Below are 19,020 nucleotides of genomic sequence, written 5' to 3' on the forward strand. Positions count from 1 at the left end.
ACATTTTTCTTAGAATTCAATAACAAAAAAAACCTACCGGGGGAGGTAGGGGGAGCAGGGGGAGCAGGGGGAGCAGGGGGAGCAGGGGGAGCAGGGGGAGCAGGGGGAGCAGGGGGAGCAGGGGGAGCGGGGGGAGCAGGGGAGGCAGGGGAGGCAGGGGGAGCGGGGGGAGCGGGGGGAGCAGGGGAGGCAGGGGGAGCGGGGGGAGCAGGGGAGGCAGGGGGAGCAGGGGGAGCAGGGGGAGCAGGGGAGGCAGGGGAAGTGAAATATTACCAATTCGTAATTCGTAATTCGTAATTACTACTTCTTACATCAAGGGTCGATAGACGCGAAAATCGATATTGGGGAAGATATTATCAATAGCTTCGACCTTTTCCAGCCAACCTGAATCTACTTTGCCAATTTTGAGATCTTCGTAGATTTTGTTAAACCGCATCAGGTGGGAACGGGTACGACGCACGGCGTAGGGAGTCATGGTTCCCGAACTCATGATAAAAGCCCAGTCGGAGGACTGTGCTAGGAGTAATTCCCGCGCCGCTTGATTGAGCGCCCGTAACTCCTGCTCACTTGTTGGTTCTCGACCCGCCATTTTAATCATGCGTTCCGCCGCTTTGTGGAGATGGGGGTAAATCCAAGAATTGGTATGATTGAGCCAATATTCATGAAATCCCTTATATCCCCAACTAGACTGGGCAGGATGACAAACCTGTTGGGTAGGAAACTCTTGGAGATAATCGGCTAAATGGGTCATGGCATAAACCTTTTGGTTCTCCCAGGTTTTGCGGAATAATTGATCCAGAAACCAGGGCCCCTCATACCACCAATGTCCGAATAGTTCGGCATCGTAGGGAGAGACAATAATTGGAGGACGCTGCATAATTCCGTGGAGATGTTCCACTTGGCGCTCGCGGTTCATCACAAAGTTAGCCGCGTGTTCGCTAGTTTTAGCTTTAGCCCAATAGGGGTCATAAAGTTCTTTCTCTCCCAGTCCTAGACCCCGACCCGTAATTTTGTAATACTTAATCCCGGTATTTTTGCGCTGACCATTGGGCATAATATAGGGCTTAATATACTCATATTCGGCTTCCCAGCCCAAATCCTTATAAAATTCTCGGTATTCCGCCGCCCCGGGATAGCCCACTTCCGAAGACCAAACTTGCTGAGAAGATTCGTTATCCCGGGCAAATACCGCCACACCAGATTCTGTATAGACAGGGGAATAGGTGCCAAAACGGGGACGGGGACGGGCGTAGAGAATCCCATGACCATCGGTGAGAAAATACCGAATTCCCGCATCGGCTAACATTCGTTCTAAGCCATTATAGTAGGCACATTCGGGCAACCAAATTCCCCGAGGACGACGACCAAAGGTTTCTTCATAGTGTTGACAGGCGACTTCAATTTGTCCCCAAACCGCTTGGGGATACATCTTCATTAGCGGTAAATAGCCGTGAGTCGCACCGCAGGTGATAATTTCTAAATTATTGCTATCTTGAAATTGTTTAAAAGCCGTGACTAAATCGCCTTGATAGCGTTCCCACAGTTTACGGGCTTCCTGCCATTCCTCGGCATAATGTTCGGCCAGGTAACGAAGATGAGGGGTTTTTTGATAGCGATCAATTTCCTGTTCAGTTAACTCTTGGAGTAGGGTCAGATGTTGGTCATATCGGTCTTGAAGCAGAGGGTCTCGCAACATCGACACCAGGGGTGGAGTCAAACTCATGGTGATTTTGAAGTCAATTCCATCCCGCTTTAACCCTTCAAACATTTTGATTAGAGGGATGTAGGTTTCGGTAATTGCTTCAAACAGCCATTCTTCCTCTAATACATAGTCACTTTCAGGATGGCGAACAAAGGGAAGATGGGCATGGAGAACCAGGGCGAGATAGCCAATAGCCATAGGGATTTAATGGAAATATGCTTGTTATCGGAGCTAGATAGTTTTTCAATATTATTAAGATTTTAAAACGAAAGGGTAAGATCCGGGTCAATTGAATTTTAGGCCAAATCAAAGAGTAATATTTCCGCATCGGTGGTGGCGGTGAGGGTAATTTCAGGTTCTTGGGCGATCGCAGCCCCATCACCCGCAGTTAAGGAGATTTGATTGAGAATGATTTCCCCTTTAGCCACTTGTATCCAACCATAACGCTCGGGAGAAAAGGAATAGGAAAGGCGATCATCTTGTTTTAAAATAGCGGCATATAAATTAACATCTTGATGGATTTTGACCGCATGATCAATTGGGTTTCTTGTAGCAATTAATTGGAATTGACCGGAGTTTTCTAAAGGATGAAAAGATTTTTGTTCATAGCTAGGGGGTAAACCTTGGGTATCGGGTAAAAGCCAAATTTGTAATAAATGAACCAGATCAGTAGAAGACGGATTAAATTCACTATGACGAATACCAGTCCCCGCACTCATGCGTTGAACCTCACCAGGTTTAATAATAGAAACCTGTCCCTAAACTATCTTTATGTTCTAGGGAACCCTGTAAAATATAGGTAATAATTTCCATATTTTGGTGTCCATGGGTCGGGAAACCCCCCCGGGGTTGGACTCGATCTTCATTGATTACTCGTAACGCCCGCCATCCCATATATTCGGGATCGTAATAGTTGCCAAAGGAAAAGGTATGATAACTGTCTAACCAATCAATTTTAACCTGTCCTCTATCCTGAGATTTGCGTAATGTAATCATATTTTTGAGGGGGTAAAACGCTATAGTATCAGTTAATTATAGTCAACTTTTTAGGACTAGGGTGTATTCAGGGAGTATTTTCTTTTTCCGTGAAAATTACCGGGGCATTCTGCAATCTTTTATAAGTACGGTAGCGATGATAAAATTCCCGATTTTTGAAAAACAGTAGAGAGATTGCTTCCCAAATAAAAACCCATCCACTAATTACTAAGGCTTGAAAAAAAACAGAGGTGACAACTGCCGTTGAATTGTCTGAATAAATCGTTGCCATCCCCAGAGAAATAAAACCCACAAAAACTGATTGCCTTTTATTTCAGTGATTTATCGATAAAAAAATATATTAACATACAACCGAGCTATAGCAATACGCACCTTCGAGACGGAGGTTATAATAATTTACAACTGATATGAAGCAGCCATAAGTTTTATCTGGTGTTCCCTTTTGAACCTAAATTTTCAATACAACTCAAATAGGATTGCTATATTACTGATAGAAAGACCTATTTTTTGGTTAATCTGATTTCACAATCAGATACATTTTATCAATTTTAAATCATTAACTATGTTAGAAACACAACTTACCCAATATGACTAATGAGTCTGTGGAGACGCTCCCCCGTTGACTACGATACAAAATTGAGAAAATTTTGGATGATCAGGGCGTTGGCAATATCAATAAAAAAAGCACCCACTAACGGAACAATAATAAAGGCTTGGGGTGACGCTCCAAAATGTTCGGTGACGGCGGTCATGTTGGCGATCGCCGTGGGAGTTGCCCCTAATGCTAGTCCTGAATATCCGGCTGAAACCACCGCCGCATCATAGTTTTTGCCCATGACGGGAAACACGACAAAAATCGTATAAACCGTGATCATGAATAACTGCACCAGCAATAATAGGGCGATCGGCCCTGCTAAATCCACCAATGTCCATAACTGCAAACTCATTAAAGACATCGATAAAAACAAACCCAGACTGATATCGGAGATTAAGGCCAAAGCTGGAGTATCGGACGGCCAAGGAAAGCGTTTGAATCCCAAGGGGACAGTATTGGTGAGAATAATTCCGGCTAACAAACAACTGACAAAAATCGGTAATTTTAAACCAATTGCTGTAGCGATCAGATTAATTTCTAGTCCTAAAGTTATGGCAATAGCAATCACCAAAACGGAGTTCAGCATGGTGTTATAGTCAATTTTGACATTTTTCTCATCTTCCTTGATGCCAATAATTAAATCTTGATTAGGATTATTAGCTTGGAGTCGGTTTTTATTAATTAAAAATTTGGCGATCGGCCCCCCAATAATTCCTCCAAAGACTAGACCAAAGGTGGCACTTGCAATCCCAATTTCTGGCGCGTTGGCAATGCCATAGCTGTCCCGAAATAGGGGAGACCAGGCGATCACTGTCCCATGTCCGCCACTCAGGGACACCGATCCGGCCAGCAACCCAATCGGTAAGTCCAACCCCGTCAAGGCTGCGATCGCCACCCCCGTGGCATTTTGTACAATCAAATAAAAGACCGCCGCCACCAACAAAATGAATAGGGGTTTACCCCCTTTAATTAAGGTTTTCAGTTTAGCAGAAAGCCCTATTGTGGTAAAAAAAACAATCAATAAAGTATCGCGGATATAGAGATTAAATTCAATTTGTTGTTTAAAAATCCCATAACAAATCCCAAAAAATAAGGAGGCGAGGACACCTCCAGAAACTGCATCAGGGATATTAAAATTCTGAAGAAATTTAATCTTTTTAGTTAGGTATTTTCCCAAATACAGGACTAAAATTCCCACAATAACAGTTAGGCGGACATCGAGTTGGATGATATTCATAGTCTCAAGGATTAACTATTAAGTTTTTGATTATACATTAATTGGCTATCATCGTCATCACTGAAGATAATAGCCAATTTTAATGATTAATTATAATTTTTGATCCCAATTATTAAGATGTTTTCAAACAAGCACAGGAGAAAGTGATCGGTACATTCTCCGAAATGTGACCCATGAATTGAGAAATCCTAAATTTCTGGGTAAATTAGAGGGTAGAAGTAGGGTGACAACTGCTATAGTCGGGACAGTTAATCGCAGCTTCCGATAGGGCAATAGTTGGTTGTACCGGACATTTGAGGTGATAGTCCCCGGTAAAGAATATACAATGAGCACAGGGGATTTGGTGCATTTGTTTGGCTTGTTTCACCGTATTTCCAATTGCAGCCACAATACTCCAAGTCATCAAAATCAATAATCCCCAAGCCAAAACAAAGCAAGTCGGGACTAAAAAGGGTTGAATACTTTGAATTAGGGTTCGTAGCAATTCTAACACAATTATCCTCTCGTTTGTTATTTTAGATTTGATTTTAACCCAGATATTACTATGGGTCATCAGTTAATCAACGGGGTTAATATTTTTTAACATATTACCGATTTACGTTAGCTTATGAAGTTCAGGGTAAGTATTAATATTGATTAAAAGTTTTGTTGTTGGTCTGGAAACAGGATAGGCGATCGCACTTTATTCCTGATCCTGATTTAATAAAATTTGCTATAATAATATCGGGTAAAGTTTTTAATTCAATTAAAATTATGTATAAATCAGTTCAAATAAGTAATTCTACAAAATCAAAAAATGAAGAATTTGAAGGAATTACTAAAATATCTGTTGGTGGCTATAAATCTATTGCCAATCCCTGCTCTATAGAAATTCAAAATTTAACGATACTTTCAGGAGCCAATAGTTCAGGTAAATCTAGTATTATGCAACCCTTGCTCCTGCTCAAGCAAACCTTGGAAGCAACTTATGATCCAGGGGCTTTATTGTTAAATGGTGCTAATGTTAAATTTACATCTACAGAACAAGTTTTTTCTAAACTATCTTCTAAAAAATATAAGGATTTTTTTGTTGAAATTGAAATTAATCAATTTATCTCTATCCGATTGGAATTTTATAAAACGAGTAAGGGCATTGACATAAAACAAATGGTTTATCAACAAAAAAACCAACCAGAAACAGTTTTACGAAAAGATATGACCCAGGAAGAAATTGAGAATGTTTTACCCAAAGGATTTTTAGAGAGCTATAAAAATTCATTCATTAAATTACCTTATCAATTTAACAATATTTTTATTACTATTACCAGGATTAGATGTTTTTTAGAAACTCAAGTCATCGCAAATGATGACAAAAAATCTCTGTCATCAACAATTTCTATCTTTAGTCAAACCGGAATATTTGAACAATCTATTCGCAGTATTATTCATGTACCGGGTTTAAGAGGAAATCCAGAACGGACTTATCCAGTAACAGCAATTGGGGAACAATTTCCGGGTACTTTTGAGCCTTATGTTGCTAGTGTGATTAATAATTGGCAAACTACGAAATCTTCTAAACTTAAAGACTTAGCTAGATATTTAAGTATTTTAGGGTTAACAGGTAAAGTTGACACTAAACAGATTAATGATACTCAAGTTGAAATTAGAGTAGCTCGACTTCCTTGTAATTTTAATTCTAAAACTAAATCTACAGATATGGTTAGCATTGCTGATGTAGGTTTTGGTGTTTCTCAAACTTTACCTGCTCTTGTTGCGTTATTAGTTGCTGAACCTAAACAATTAGTTTACCTAGAACAACCAGAAATACATTTACATCCTCGCGCTCAAGCCGCCTTCGCTGATATATTAGTAGAATCGGCAAATAGAGGGATAAGAGTTGTGGTAGAAACTCATAGTGACTTGATTTTAAAACGAATTCAATCCTTAGTTGCAGAAGATAAAATTAAACCTGATAAAATTAAGTTACATTGGTTTACTCGTGATCAAGAAGGTTGTACAAATATAACAACGGCTGATTTAGATGAAGCGGGTACATTTGGAGATTGGCCCGAAGATTTTAGCGAAGTTGATTTACAAGAAGAAAGTCGCTATTTAGATGCAGCTGAATTAAAATTAATGAATGAATCTAACTAGCTTTAATGAAGAATAAACAATCAAAATATTTAGTTATTGATGCTTCTGTCGCTCGTTCTTGTGGTGGAGAAGACGCTAAACATCCAACTTCAAAACATTGCCGTGATTTTTTAAATGCTGTTTTAAAAATATGTCATTCTATGGTAATGACTGATGAATTAAAAGCAGAATGGAATAAACATGAATCAACATTTGCTAGAAAATGGCGAGTTAGTATGATAGCCAGAAGAAAGTATAAATATTGTGAAAATGTAACGTTAACTGAATTAAGGAATAAACTTGAACAGTTAGATATAACTTATAAAACCAGAGAAGCAATTTGGAAAGATATTTGTCTGGTAGAGGCTGCGATCGCTACCGATAAAATTATTATATCATTAGATGATAAAGTTAGGGATTATTTAGCAAAAGTTTCAGAAGATATACCTGAAATTAAAGTAATTATATGGTTAAATCCTGACAAAGAATCTGATTCTATTAAATGGTTGGAAGAGGGAGCCAGATTAGAAAATAAAAGACTACTGGGCTATCGTAAAGAATAGAAACCGGGTTTCTGAGAAGCGATCGCACTTTATTCCTAATCCTGATTTAATAAAATCTGCTATAATAATATTAGGTAAACTATGACAGGAGATGGAATTATGCAAGCATTTGAAGTCATGGGAACAGTGGATGAAAAAGGGCAATTAATTTTAGATCATAACCTTGATATTAATACACCAAGTCGGGTGAAAGTGATTGTTTTAGTTTCTCCGCAGGATAAATCAGAATCTGATCCTGATGATACCCCTGTGGAAGAAATAAAAGCGAGTTTAAGACGAGCATTACACGAAATGAAAACAGGACAAAGAATTCCTTTAGAAAAAATGTGGGAGGGGATAGATGCAGAATAATTCCTCCTTCGTCAACATTGATTTAACACCTGAGTACAAACGAAATTTAAGAGATTTAGCGAAAAAATACCGAAATATTCGTTCTGATACTCAGTCTGTTATTATAGAACTGCAAAAAGGAAATTTTATTGGCGATCGCTTACAAGGATTTGGGATCAATTATTTTATTTACAAAGTCAGGGTTAAAAATAGTAATATTCAAAAAGGCAAAAGCGGAGGTTATCGATTAATTTATTGTGTTGAATCTCCAACTTCAGTTTTATTGTTAACGATTTACAGTAAATCTGAACAAGAAGATATTAGCGTTAATGAGATTAATTCCATTTTAGATGAATTTTATGGGAATGAATAAACGTGCATTAGAAACCGGGTTTCTGAGATGCGATCGCATTTTCCCCCTATTCTCCCACAACAAGCGATCGCACTAATTACCATTTAGAAGGATTATTAGGATGTAATTGATCATTTTCCCAAGATAAAGGATTATTGCTGATTTTACCCATTCTTCTTTAACTAATTCCCCCAAATTATTTAACTCCACTTGACTATCAATAATATTTCCGAATAAACATTTACGTTGATAACAACAAATTGTAATGAAATAAAAACCTGATTGAGAATAATCATATCCTCTTAATCGAATTGATTGACGTTTATGTAGATCAGGATTGTATTTCATAATTTTAGATTTAATGATAAATGTTGATTCCATCTTAATTACATTGTAGGGGTGAACGGCCGTTCACCCCTACACCATTACAGATTAATTAGGTGCTTTAACCCATCCATTAGAAATAGCTTCTTGTTCTGTGCAAAACCATTTTTCACCATATTCAGGACTAATTACCGTAGATTCATAATCTTCCATTCCTGGAACATGATAATATTTTTTCCCACTATTTTGAGATATGTTACCTTTGATTTCACAACCTGGTTTGATTACTGATTGAACTATTGGTGGTGGCGAACTACTAGAAATAAAATTTTGTGTGATAATTGCAAAAAATCCCATTCCGATTAACCCAATAAGTTTAGTAAATAAATTATTATTTTTATTTCGATTAGTATTTGTTTTTTTAGATAAAGATTTAATTTTAACGCCTTGAATCGTAGCAGAATTAGCTTTTAACTTACCATTATCTTCAATCTTTAATTCATAGATAATTGTATCTCCTATTTTGGGGCGACGACTTTGTTTGGGAATAGCGCTTATATGAATAAAAACTTCTTTTCTATTGGTTTCTGATTTAATAAAACCAAAACCTTGATCATCTTTCCATTTAACTAAAATACCTTTATGGGTTTGACCTTTCATCAGGATTACCAAAATACAAATTTTTGCAATTTTAGTTTACCCATAACTTTAACCTATTTCCTGATCCCATTACAATAACCTGTAGGGGTCAACGGCTGTTGACCCCTACCCAACCATTAAGCTCTAAAATCACACCAATCAAACCATTATAGGAGAACACCTCAACCCATGCTACAAGCCTATCGTCAACAGGCGGAAGAACGCGCCCAACTGGGAATTCCGGCCCTTCCTCTCAACGCCGAACAAACCGCCGAACTCTGCGAACTCTTGAAAAACCCGCCAGAGGAGGAGAAAGAATTCTTGATGACATTGCTCCGAGACCGCATTCCCCCCGGTGTGGATGAAGCCGCCTATGTCAAAGCCGCCTTTTTAACCGCCATTGCTAAAGACGAAATCACCTGTCCCCTGATATCCCATCAAGGGGCCGTTTCCCTTTTAGGTACAATGGTGGGCGGGTATAACGTCCAATCCCTAATCGACTTACTTAAAGCAGGGGATGAGAATATTGCCGCCGCCGCCGCTACCGCCCTCAGCAAAACCTTGTTAGTCTTCGATTCCTTTAATGATGTTCTGCATTTATCAGAGATTAACCCCTTTGCTAAACAAGTGATTGATGCTTGGGCGGAAGCGGACTGGTTTATCGGACGTCCGAAACTGCCTAAAAGCATTACCGTGACTGTCTTTAAAGTCCCAGGGGAAACCAACACCGATGACCTTTCCCCCGCCCCCCACGCCACCACCCGCCCCGATATTCCCTTACACGCCCTAGCGATGTTAGAAAGTCGGATGCCCGGAGGCTTAGAAACCCTAGCTGAACTGAAGAAAAAGGGGCATCCCGTCGCCTATGTCGGAGATGTTGTCGGTACGGGTTCCTCTCGGAAATCGGCGATTAACTCCGTGTTGTGGCACATTGGTAATGATATTCCCTACGTTCCCAATAAACGCTCTGGGGGCTATATTCTCGGGGGTAAAATTGCCCCGATTTTCTTTAATACGGCCGAAGACTCCGGTGCTTTGCCCATTGAGTGTGATGTCAGTAAACTGAATACCGGGGATGTGATTACTATTTATCCCTACAACGGTGAAATTACGAATGAAGCCGGAGAGGTGATTTCCACCTTTACCCTCAAACCCGATACGATTTTAGATGAAGTCCGGGCCGGGGGTCGGATTCCGTTATTAATTGGTCGCAGCTTAACCGATAAAACCCGCGCCGCCTTGGGACTTGCACCCAGCACCCTATTTGTCCGTCCCTCCCTACCCGAAGACACCGGAAAAGGCTTTACCCTCGCCCAGAAAATGGTCGGAAAAGCCTGCGGGTTGCCGGGAGTCCGTCCGGGGACATCCTGCGAACCGTTGATGACCACCATAGGTTCCCAGGATACCACTGGCCCGATGACCCGGGATGAGTTAAAAGAACTCGCCTGTTTGGGATTTTCCGCCGATTTGGTGATGCAGAGTTTCTGTCATACCGCAGCATACCCCAAGCCCGTTGACATCAAAACCCATCAACAATTACCGGATTTCTTCTCCACTCGGGGCGGTGTGGCCCTGCGTCCGGGGGATGGGATTATTCACTCTTGGTTAAACCGGATGTTGTTACCCGATACGGTGGGAACTGGCGGCGACTCCCACACCCGTTTTCCCCTGGGCATTTCTTTCCCGGCCGGTTCGGGGTTGGTAGCCTTTGCCGCCGCACTCGGGGTGATGCCTTTGGATATGCCGGAATCGGTGTTAGTCAGATTTAAAGGAGAATTACAACCGGGTGTTACCCTGCGGGATATTGTCAACGCCATTCCCTATGTTGCCATGCAGCAAGGCAAGTTAACGACGGAGAAGGCAAACAAGAAAAATGTTTTCAATGGTCGGATTATGGAAATGGAAGGTTTACCGGATTTAAAGGTGGAACAAGCCTTTGAATTAACCGACGCAACGGCCGAACGTTCCTGTGCTGGGTCTACGATTAAGCTCAGTCAAGAAACCATTGCCGAGTATTTACGGTCTAATGTTGCCTTGATGACTAATATGGTCGCACGGGGTTATCAAGACTCCAAAACGATGATGCGACGGGTAGCAAAAATGGAACAATGGTTAGCAAATCCGGTGTTAATGGAAGCGGATACGGATGCGGAATATGCTGATATTATTGAAGTGGATTTGAACCAGATCAAAGAACCGATTGTGGCGGCTCCTAATGACCCCGATAATATTAAGTTAATGTCGGAATGTACGGGAGACAAAATTGATGAGGTATTCATCGGTTCTTGTATGACGAATATTGGGCATTATCGGGCGGCGGCGAAGATATTAGAAGGGGCAGCGAAAACGAATGTTCGTCTGTGGATTTGTCCCCCAACTCGCATGGATGAAAAGCAATTGCGGGATGAAGGAATTTATCAGGTTTTTGATGCGGTTGGAGCGAGAACAGAGATGCCCGGATGTTCCCTTTGTATGGGAAATCAAGCCCGAGTTGAAGATGGGGTAACGGTGTTTTCTACCTCTACTCGAAACTTTAATAACCGCATGGGGAAAGATGCACGAGTCTATTTAGGTTCGGCGGAATTAGCGGCGGTTTGTGCGTTGTTAGGACGCATTCCAACGGTTGAAGAATATCGGGAAATTGTGACCCAAAAAGTTGATCCTTTTGCTGCGGATTTATACCGTTATTTAAACTTCGATCAAATTGCCGGATTTGAAGATGAAGGTCGGGTAATTCCCTTAGAAGAAATGCCGAAAATTGAGGATATTTTGGGTATTCCGGCGTTGATATAACCCCCCTAACCCCCTTCCCTGCAAAGGAATGGGGGAATTGTTTTATATACTGGTGTTGTGATTATAAACAACTATCTTATTCCCCAAAAATAGTCAGTCGAGTGCGTTCAGGGTCATGAAATACACCCGACTGACTATCCCATTTCAGTTTGTATTCCATCCTTTTTTCACTAAATCTTCATGACCATTGTTTGCAGAGCGTTGCTGATGTAAAATCATTGTTTCTAGCGTGGGAATATGACTGGTATTTTCTAATAAAAACTTTAAAAACGTTTCTGCAATAATAGAGATTTGCTTTCCTTCTAAATGGGTGACATACCAACGCAGATGAATCGGGAAGTGCTGCACATCTAAAATTGTTAATTCTCCCGTTAATTGTTCTGAAATTAAAGTATGTTTAGACAAAACAGACAGTCCCAAACCTCCGGCAATTGCTTGTTTAATAGCTTCATTACTCCCTAATTCTAACCGAACTTTCACATCAATTTTATAACGATCAAATAGCTTTTGAATCGCCTGCCGTGTTCCTGAACCTTGTTCTCGCATAATAAAAGGTTCTCCCGTTAAAGATTTAATCGGAATATTTTTTTCTCCCACCAAATGGTGATCCTGTCTCGCCACTACGACTAGGGGATTATCTAAAAAAGGTTGACTGGATAAAGCAATATCTTCAGGTGGTTGACTCAGAATATATAAATCATCTTCATTATCTTGCATCCGTTGAATTAACGTCGCATGATTTGTGACTTGTAAGGCAATATCAATCCCGGGATATTGTTGACAAAAATAACCTAATAATCGGGGGACAAAATATTTAGCTGTTGAAACCACCCCTAACCGTAACCGTCCTTGTTTTGTCCCTTTTAAAGCTGCTACCTGCATTTCTAAATTGTCTAACTGTTCAAAAATATTCTGACAGGTAGATAATAAAGATTCCCCGGCTTCAGTCAGATAGAGTTGTTTGCCAATTTGTTCAAATAACGGTAAACCCACGGTCTGAGTCAGTTGTTTCACTTGGGTAGAGACCGTTGGTTGGGTAATCATCATTTCTTCGGCGGCTTTAGTGAAACTACTATGACGAGCCACCGCCTCAAATACCTTTAGTTGGTGTAATGTTGCTTGCATCAAAATTCTATATCCTCCTTTTACCCAATATTTGATGGTTTTCGCGATTTTTGTTATAGATATAAGTCTATAAATTTATAGTATTACATATAATTTTAGCAATATGATTAACTCAGATCAAACAATTCTGTAAAACCCCTGCCAGTCAAGAGATTTAGCTTAGATTTGATTGAATGATAGTAATGATTGGATTAATCAATCCTCGAACCAAGAACACTGAAATCGGGAAATCAAAAGGGGTAGTGACAACCCTTGGTTCGGAGGAGAAGTTTCTATGGGGCAATAAGAGTGGGGGTTTCGACGGCGTTGCCATTCAGGGATGAAAATTTTTCTCCCAGGTCTTGCGATCGCGAGGGGGGGTAGTGGTAATCTTTTTTATCGATAAAACTCAATGATTAATTGCGAAATAATAGCTAAAAAACAATAATATTCTCTTTTCCTCATCGATCTTCAGTCTTCCTAACCTGTGATCCCAGCATTGCCGTTTGCGGGTTTTCGTTTTTTCTGGATTTGGGGGGATTGAAAATTGGGAAAATTAGGTTATAATGGGGAACAATTTGAAATTAAAACCCAGTCGCGGACGTAATTCAGTGGTAGAATGTCAGCTTCCCATGCTGAACGTCGTGGGTTCGAGTCCCATCGTCCGCTTATTGACATACTCTGCACAACTCCACAATTAAACAGGACTTACGCAAATTTGGAGATGTAACCCTAGATGTAGGGGTAATTCATGAATTACCCCTACTATGGATAGCGGTGATGCGTAAGTCCTGTTAAAGTCGGGGATCGATTTGGTAGTTACAAATTGAGCGATTAAGTCGTTTTAAACGGGATTTGTACTGAGTTTATCTATGCCTTAATCTAAATTAAGCCTTGATCCCTATAGATTTTACTTTGTTTCAGGTACAGTATATCAAATTTACATTTCTTAATATTTTGAATCTGATTTCAAACAAAAAATAAAATAAGTGTTAAATTTTTTGAGTCCCAAAATTTAACTCAAAACCATACAGAATCTAAGTTTGACGATAAAAAAGCCGAATTTGATGATCCCCGATAATTATAGATAGGTAATGTTCTTGGGGAAATAAAAGTATGGAGTCTGGAAACTTGATATCGGTCTGCCGTAACTGCCAAAAATACACCCCCGAAGGCCATCGTGGGGGGCATTGTCAGCTTCTTCAAGTTTCGGTTAAAGGGAGTTGGAAATCTTGTCAATTAGCACTTCCCGCCTTCGCTCCATCTTGGGAAACCCTAGAAAAGCTCATCCACTTACCCCAAGAAACGCCTCGCCCGGGGGAGGTGATTCCTTTGGAATCCCATCGAGTTCATCAGCTAGAGGAAGCAGAATCCTTATTAGCTTAATGGAAAAATTTGGGGGCTAGGAGTTCCCAGTCCCCGCAAAAATAATATCCTAGCCTAAGGAAGCCAGGGATATTGACGGAAATTCGGCGATCGCTTCTCCAAGAAAGCCTGTTTCCCTTCCGTTCCTTCCTCAGTCATGTAATAGAGTAAGGTGGCGTTGCCGGCGAGTTCCTGTAGACCTGCTTGGCCATCGCAATCGGCATTGAACGCCGCTTTTAAACAGCGAATGGCAATGGGGCTTTTCTCCAGAATTTCCTGGGCCCATTCAATTCCTTCTGATTCCAATTGTTCGACGGGAACAACATGATTAATTAACCCCATATCTAGGGCCTGTTGAGCATTATATTGACGACACAAATACCAAATTTCTCGGGCTTTCTTTTGACCGACAATTCGAGCTAAATAACTCGCTCCAAATCCCCCATCAAAACTGCCGACTTTCGGCCCGGTTTGACCAAAAATTGCATTATCCGCCGCTAGGGTTAAATCACAAATTAAATGCAGTACATGACCGCCCCCGATCGCATATCCCGCCACCAAAGCAATCACAACTTTCGGCATACTTCGGATTAACCGTTGTAAATCTAAAACGTTTAATCGAGGGATACCCGTATCATCAATATATCCGGCATCCCCCCGCACGCTTTGATCCCCGCCGGAACAAAAGGCATATTTTCCATCGGTATGGGGCCCGGCTCCTGTCAACAATACCACACCGATATTAAGGTCTTCTCGGGCATCACAAAAGGCATCGTAGAGTTCAAAAACCGTTTTAGGTCGAAAAGCATTGCGTTTTTCAGGACGGTTAATCGTAATTTTAGCGATCCCGTCGGCTTTATGATACAGAATATCTTCGTAGGTTTTGGCAATTTGCCATGCAACTGACATTATGGGTAATTAATTAGGGAATGGAATTTAACAATTGAACAATTGAACAATAGCCTTTGATTGTATCAATTAATGGGCAGGTAATCCGATTAAATCCCCCGTTCCTGATACCACTTCCCCAATAGAATAGGCGGCAATTCCTTGGGTTTGAAACCATGCTTTTGTACTTTCGGCTTGTTGGGGCGCGACCAAAACCACAAAACCGATCCCCATATTAAACGTATCAAACATCGCCGCAGAGCTAATTTCACCCTCTTGAGCTAACCAGTGAAAAATCGGGAGAATCGGCCAACTGTCGGGATGAATATTAATCGATTGTCCCGAACTCAGACAGCGCGGCAAGTTTTCCGGTAAACCTCCTCCGGTAATATGGGCCATGCCATGAATCTCTAAACCGTTACGCAGGGCTTGTAATACGGATTTAACGTAAATTTGAGTCGGGGTTAAACAAACCTCGGCAATAGATTTACCCCCCAAGGTTTCCGGGGATTGATTCCACTCCCATCCGCGATCGCTCACCACTTTACGAACTAAACTGAACCCATTACTATGCACCCCACTACTGGCCAGTCCAATCGCAATATCCCCGATTTGGACTTGAGACCCATTTAACATTCGGCTTTTTTCCACAATGCCCACACAAAAACCCGCCATGTCATATTCCCCGGGTTGATAAAATCCGGGCATTTCGGCCGTTTCTCCTCCCAGAAGGCTACATCCAGCCTGTTGACACCCTTGGGCGACCCCGGCCACCACTTGAGTCAGTTGGTCGGGATCAAGTTTTCCCGTGGCTAAATAGTCGAGAAAAAATAAGGGTTCCGCCCCACAGGTGAGAACATCATTTACACACATGGCCACTAAATCAATCCCCACGGTATCGTGACGGTTGAGGATCGTGGCTAATTTTAACTTGGTTCCGACTCCATCGGTTCCCGATACTAAAACGGGTTCGGTATACCCCGCAGGCAGGGCAAAACAGCCCCCAAACCCCCCGAGTCCCCCGAGAACTTCCGGTCGATAGGTTTTCTGGACGAGGTTGCGAATCTGATCGACAAAATCCCGACCCGCTTGAATATCAACACCAGCTTCCCGATAATCCATCTTCTGCTTTCCTTGAGCTACCTAAAGGATATGTGAACTACCCACACTGACTTGGAGTACCAAGTACAGTGTCGGCTTCTGTACTCACAGGCGAATGCCCTATCTTAGACTTTCGCCCAAGATGGGGTCTTACTTCCCCTCCTACAGCAGAAACGGCTGCACCTTCCGCCTTGATGATTCTGATACCCTCTGTTCTAATATTCATAGCTGCGTTTCCATCACGGTCATGATCACTACCACAATTAGGACAAGTCCATTCACGAACATCCAACGGCATCTCACTCACTTTATAGAAACAATTGGAACAGAGTTTGGAACTGGGAAACCATCTATCTATCTCAACTAATTTACCGCCTTTTCGTTCTAGTTTGTAAGCTAAGAAATTGTTGAAAGTTCCCCATCCTGCATCAGATATTGCTTTTGCCAAATTGTGATTACGAACCATGCCTTTGACATGAAGATTTTCTACTATGACAGCTTGGCTATCGCTGACCAACTTATGACTAAGTTTATGTAGAAAATCTTGCCTAGAATTACTAACTCGTTCGTATAATGTGGCAACAACTTGACGATATTTATTTCTGGATTTACTACCCTTTTGTTTACGCGCTAATTTCTTCTGCTTACGCTTGAGGTTTTTCTCATGTTTAGCAAGATGTTTAGGATTATCGTATTTAGAAATCTTTTCACCATCAGTAACAACGGCAAAGTGTTTGATTCCTAAGTCAACACCATAGATTTTACCTTCTGAAATAGTGGGATTTTCCCCTTCTACTTCTGTCAGGATAGATGCCAAATATTTGCCTGATGGTGTTTTACTAATAGTTACAGTCTTGATTTTTCCCTCAATTGGTCTATGTATTTTGGCTGGGACTATTCCAATATTGCCAGGAAGTTTGATATTACTATCAACAATTTTGACGTTTTGAGGGTATTGAATTGACTGTTTACTATGTTTAGATTTAAACTTAGGGAAGCCTGCGCGTTGCTCAAAAAAGTTTTTGTAAGCAGTGGTTAAATTAAGTGTTGTAGCTTGTAAAACTTGGCTATAAGAATCAGCTAACCACAGGGTATCTTCGGCTTTTTTGAGTTTAGGCAGTAGGGCGTTGAGTGCTACCTGTCCCAGCCCTTTGCCCGTATCTTGATAAACCTGAATGGATTTATTTAAGGCATAATTCCACCACCAGCGCGAACATCCAAATGTTTGGGCTAGTAGTGCTTTTTGCAATGCAGTTGGATACAGACGGACTTGTACAGCTTTGTGTAGCACTCAATATCACCTCCTGGTCGGAATATATTACTACATACTCCCGAAAACAGTAAAGATCATCGGAAAGACGGGGTCAACGTAGGTACGGAGTTGACCCGCCTTTCATCCCACCGCTCACCTGGGTATAGGTAGAGCGGGGGAATTCCCGGCGGTGTTAGTTAATCAACTTTCGGCACGATTATTTTGGGTTCTCGTGGCACTGATGGCCAGACTATTAATTAAACCCATAAGAAAATTTAATCAAAACGTGATGGGGAAAATTTTCATGGCCTTAGAATCTCTACATCCTTTTATCGATCAGGGTTATACCTTGACACTGAACAGTTTAGTTTTTGAAAAAACCCCCAAACCCTTGATATGTAGTGATCCCCAAAATTCCAAGTTCATGTTAGTCTGTTGCAGTTCCTCAAACAAAGGTGAATGGGGAACGAGTGTGAGTTGACGAATTGAATTACCTGATATTTGGTTTAAAACCCAACAATTGAAACTTTCAGCATTTTATTAGCTGATTTCAAGGCTCCGAATTCAGGAGATATCAACCAGGGTAAAGCTTCAACTCGATAACCAGCAGTTTTGAGAGTATATCTATGAAACATAAACTTTGGGGCGGTCTTACAGCAGTTATTCTTCTGCCTGTTTTGAGCTTAACCTCCTCGGGCCATGCTGAATCAATATCAGCGTCTAAACTGAATCCTGACCTCAGTCAAGGAAAAAGTCTAACGGGTTCAGAATCCACTGATGTGATTAAAGTGGGAGAATATCAATCCCAACAAGCTAATGCAGCCTTATTACCCGATAGCGTGGCCAAAATCAAAGCCCATGAACTGAATCAACAACAAGCTGCCACCCTCTATATTAGAAATATTCCCGTCCTGACGTTTATCAAAAACACGAATTTCGATCCCAAAGCCATCACACCCCCAACCCTTCAACGCATCAAAGTGGGGTCGTATTCAGATCAAGCCTATCTACCCAATAACCCCACAACCCCTGCAACTCAAGCCACCGTCGCCACCGATCCCGTTTCCAGGGCCACTGCGGTTGCAGCTGAAATTAATCAACTGATTCGCAATAACTTTGATGCCAGCACGATTCAAGTGCGATGGGATGAACAACGTCAGCGTTACCTGATTGAAGCAGCCGGTCAGGAACTGGTCAGCATCGACTCGCAAACGATTCTGCCTGATACCACCAATGACAAGGCAACTGATGCCCTACAAGCCACGAATAGACTCAGACGCCAAATTGGGAATGCTCCTCCCTTAAATGCCATTGAAGGTCAACCCAAGCTTTCGATTCCAGACGTGGCAACGGGATTTTTGTTTCAACGGATTGAGGGTTGGGCATCTTGGTATGGCCCTGGCTTTGACGGGGGTCTAACGGCCAATGGAGAAACCTTTAATCAATACGATTTAACCGCGGCCCATCCCTCCTTGCCTTTTGGAACGACGGTACGAGTCACCAATAAAGATAACGGCCAATCCGTTGTGGTGCGGATTAATGATCGTGGCCCCTATGCTGGAGGTCGTGTGCTGGATTTATCGACGGGCGCGGCTCAAGCCATTGGGATGATTGGCAGTGGAGTGGCTCCCGTGCAAATTGATGTATTGACTGCTAATCAGTAATCA

At 41.6% G+C, this 19,020-nt stretch carries 16 protein-coding genes, 1 tRNA gene and 1 pseudogene; 8 read left to right on the forward strand and 10 right to left on the reverse strand.

The annotated features are described in order from the left end of the window. Window positions 1–307 precede the first annotated feature (307 nt). From AC2D3N_RS21715 to AC2D3N_RS21735, 5 genes and pseudogenes are all read right to left on the reverse strand, one after another. Window positions 308–1,900, reverse strand: coding sequence for a glycoside hydrolase family 57 protein (locus AC2D3N_RS21715; protein WP_079678140.1), 1,593 nt, complete (start codon window positions 1,898–1,900; stop codon window positions 308–310). Between the two features lie 98 nt (window positions 1,901–1,998). Next, a pseudogene (locus tag AC2D3N_RS21720) lies at window positions 1,999–2,698 on the reverse strand (pirin family protein). A gap of 67 nt (window positions 2,699–2,765) precedes the next feature. Beyond that, complete coding sequence (locus AC2D3N_RS21725; RefSeq protein WP_484692117.1) at window positions 2,766–2,990, reverse strand: hypothetical protein; 225 nt, start codon at window positions 2,988–2,990, stop codon at window positions 2,766–2,768. A gap of 331 nt (window positions 2,991–3,321) precedes the next feature. Beyond that, complete coding sequence (gltS, locus tag AC2D3N_RS21730) at window positions 3,322–4,530, reverse strand: sodium/glutamate symporter (protein WP_484692118.1); 1,209 nt, start codon at window positions 4,528–4,530, stop codon at window positions 3,322–3,324. A 205-nt stretch (window positions 4,531–4,735) separates the two neighbouring features. After that, window positions 4,736–5,023, reverse strand: coding sequence for a hypothetical protein (locus AC2D3N_RS21735; protein WP_079678189.1), 288 nt, complete (start codon window positions 5,021–5,023; stop codon window positions 4,736–4,738). Between the two features lie 260 nt (window positions 5,024–5,283). Here AC2D3N_RS21735 and AC2D3N_RS21740 point away from each other — a divergent pair, with 260 nt between their 5' ends. The 4 genes from AC2D3N_RS21740 (at window position 5,284) to AC2D3N_RS21755 (ending at window position 7,908) form a co-directional block, all read left to right on the forward strand. Further along, entirely contained in the window at window positions 5,284–6,663 is a 1,380-nt protein-coding gene (locus AC2D3N_RS21740; protein ID WP_484692119.1) for an AAA family ATPase, read from the forward strand. 5 nt (window positions 6,664–6,668) lie between these two features. Further along, window positions 6,669–7,205: a hypothetical protein gene (locus tag AC2D3N_RS21745; RefSeq protein ID WP_484692120.1), complete on the forward strand. Its 537-nt coding sequence runs from the start codon at window positions 6,669–6,671 to the stop codon at window positions 7,203–7,205. Window positions 7,206–7,304: 99 nt separating this feature from the next. After that, entirely contained in the window at window positions 7,305–7,556 is a 252-nt protein-coding gene (locus tag AC2D3N_RS21750) for a type II toxin-antitoxin system RelN family antitoxin (protein WP_484692121.1), read from the forward strand. Further along, window positions 7,546–7,908, forward strand: a complete 363-nt coding sequence (locus AC2D3N_RS21755; protein WP_484692122.1) for a type II toxin-antitoxin system RelE family toxin — start codon at window positions 7,546–7,548, stop codon at window positions 7,906–7,908. Before AC2D3N_RS21750 ends, AC2D3N_RS21755 begins: the two co-directional genes overlap by 11 nt. A 411-nt stretch (window positions 7,909–8,319) precedes the next feature. Here AC2D3N_RS21755 and AC2D3N_RS21760 read toward each other — a convergent pair whose 3' ends face one another. Beyond that, window positions 8,320–8,871 carry a cold shock domain-containing protein gene (locus AC2D3N_RS21760; protein ID WP_484692123.1) on the reverse strand — a complete coding sequence of 184 codons (552 nt, stop codon included), beginning with the start codon at window positions 8,869–8,871 and terminating at the stop codon, window positions 8,320–8,322. Window positions 8,872–9,039: 168 nt separating this feature from the next. Between AC2D3N_RS21760 and acnB the strand changes: the two genes are divergently transcribed. Next, entirely contained in the window at window positions 9,040–11,643 is a 2,604-nt protein-coding gene (acnB, locus tag AC2D3N_RS21765; RefSeq protein ID WP_484692124.1) for a bifunctional aconitate hydratase 2/2-methylisocitrate dehydratase, read from the forward strand. A gap of 144 nt (window positions 11,644–11,787) precedes the next feature. On the opposite strand, the gene AC2D3N_RS21770 is transcribed toward acnB, so the two are convergent. After that, a complete protein-coding gene (locus AC2D3N_RS21770) occupies window positions 11,788–12,771 on the reverse strand; it encodes a LysR substrate-binding domain-containing protein (RefSeq protein ID WP_484692125.1) in 984 nt (327 codons plus the stop codon). A 573-nt stretch (window positions 12,772–13,344) separates the two neighbouring features. Between AC2D3N_RS21770 and AC2D3N_RS21775 the strand changes: the two genes are divergently transcribed. Beyond that, window positions 13,345–13,416: transfer RNA gene (locus AC2D3N_RS21775), tRNA-Gly, on the forward strand. Window positions 13,417–13,863: 447 nt separating this feature from the next. Then, the gene (locus AC2D3N_RS21780) at window positions 13,864–14,133 is read left to right on the forward strand and encodes a hypothetical protein (protein ID WP_484692126.1); all 270 of its coding nucleotides are present in this window, start codon (window positions 13,864–13,866) and stop codon (window positions 14,131–14,133) included. A 54-nt stretch (window positions 14,134–14,187) separates the two neighbouring features. Here the strand turns inward: AC2D3N_RS21780 and menB are convergent, their stop codons facing one another. From menB to AC2D3N_RS21795, 3 genes are all read right to left on the reverse strand, one after another. Beyond that, complete coding sequence (gene menB, locus AC2D3N_RS21785) at window positions 14,188–15,021, reverse strand: 1,4-dihydroxy-2-naphthoyl-CoA synthase (protein ID WP_484692127.1); 834 nt, start codon at window positions 15,019–15,021, stop codon at window positions 14,188–14,190. 69 nt (window positions 15,022–15,090) lie between these two features. Further along, window positions 15,091–16,122 carry a phosphoribosylformylglycinamidine cyclo-ligase gene (purM, locus tag AC2D3N_RS21790; RefSeq protein ID WP_484692128.1) on the reverse strand — a complete coding sequence of 344 codons (1,032 nt, stop codon included), beginning with the start codon at window positions 16,120–16,122 and terminating at the stop codon, window positions 15,091–15,093. A gap of 37 nt (window positions 16,123–16,159) precedes the next feature. After that, window positions 16,160–17,392: an RNA-guided endonuclease InsQ/TnpB family protein gene (locus AC2D3N_RS21795; RefSeq protein ID WP_079678127.1), complete on the reverse strand. Its 1,233-nt coding sequence runs from the start codon at window positions 17,390–17,392 to the stop codon at window positions 16,160–16,162. A gap of 587 nt (window positions 17,393–17,979) precedes the next feature. Between AC2D3N_RS21795 and AC2D3N_RS21800 the strand changes: the two genes are divergently transcribed. After that, a complete protein-coding gene (locus tag AC2D3N_RS21800; RefSeq protein ID WP_484692129.1) occupies window positions 17,980–19,017 on the forward strand; it encodes a septal ring lytic transglycosylase RlpA family protein in 1,038 nt (345 codons plus the stop codon). Window positions 19,018–19,020: the final 3 nt, after the last annotated feature.

Source organism: Planktothrix sp. PLAVEN19ND, assembly GCF_057220675.1.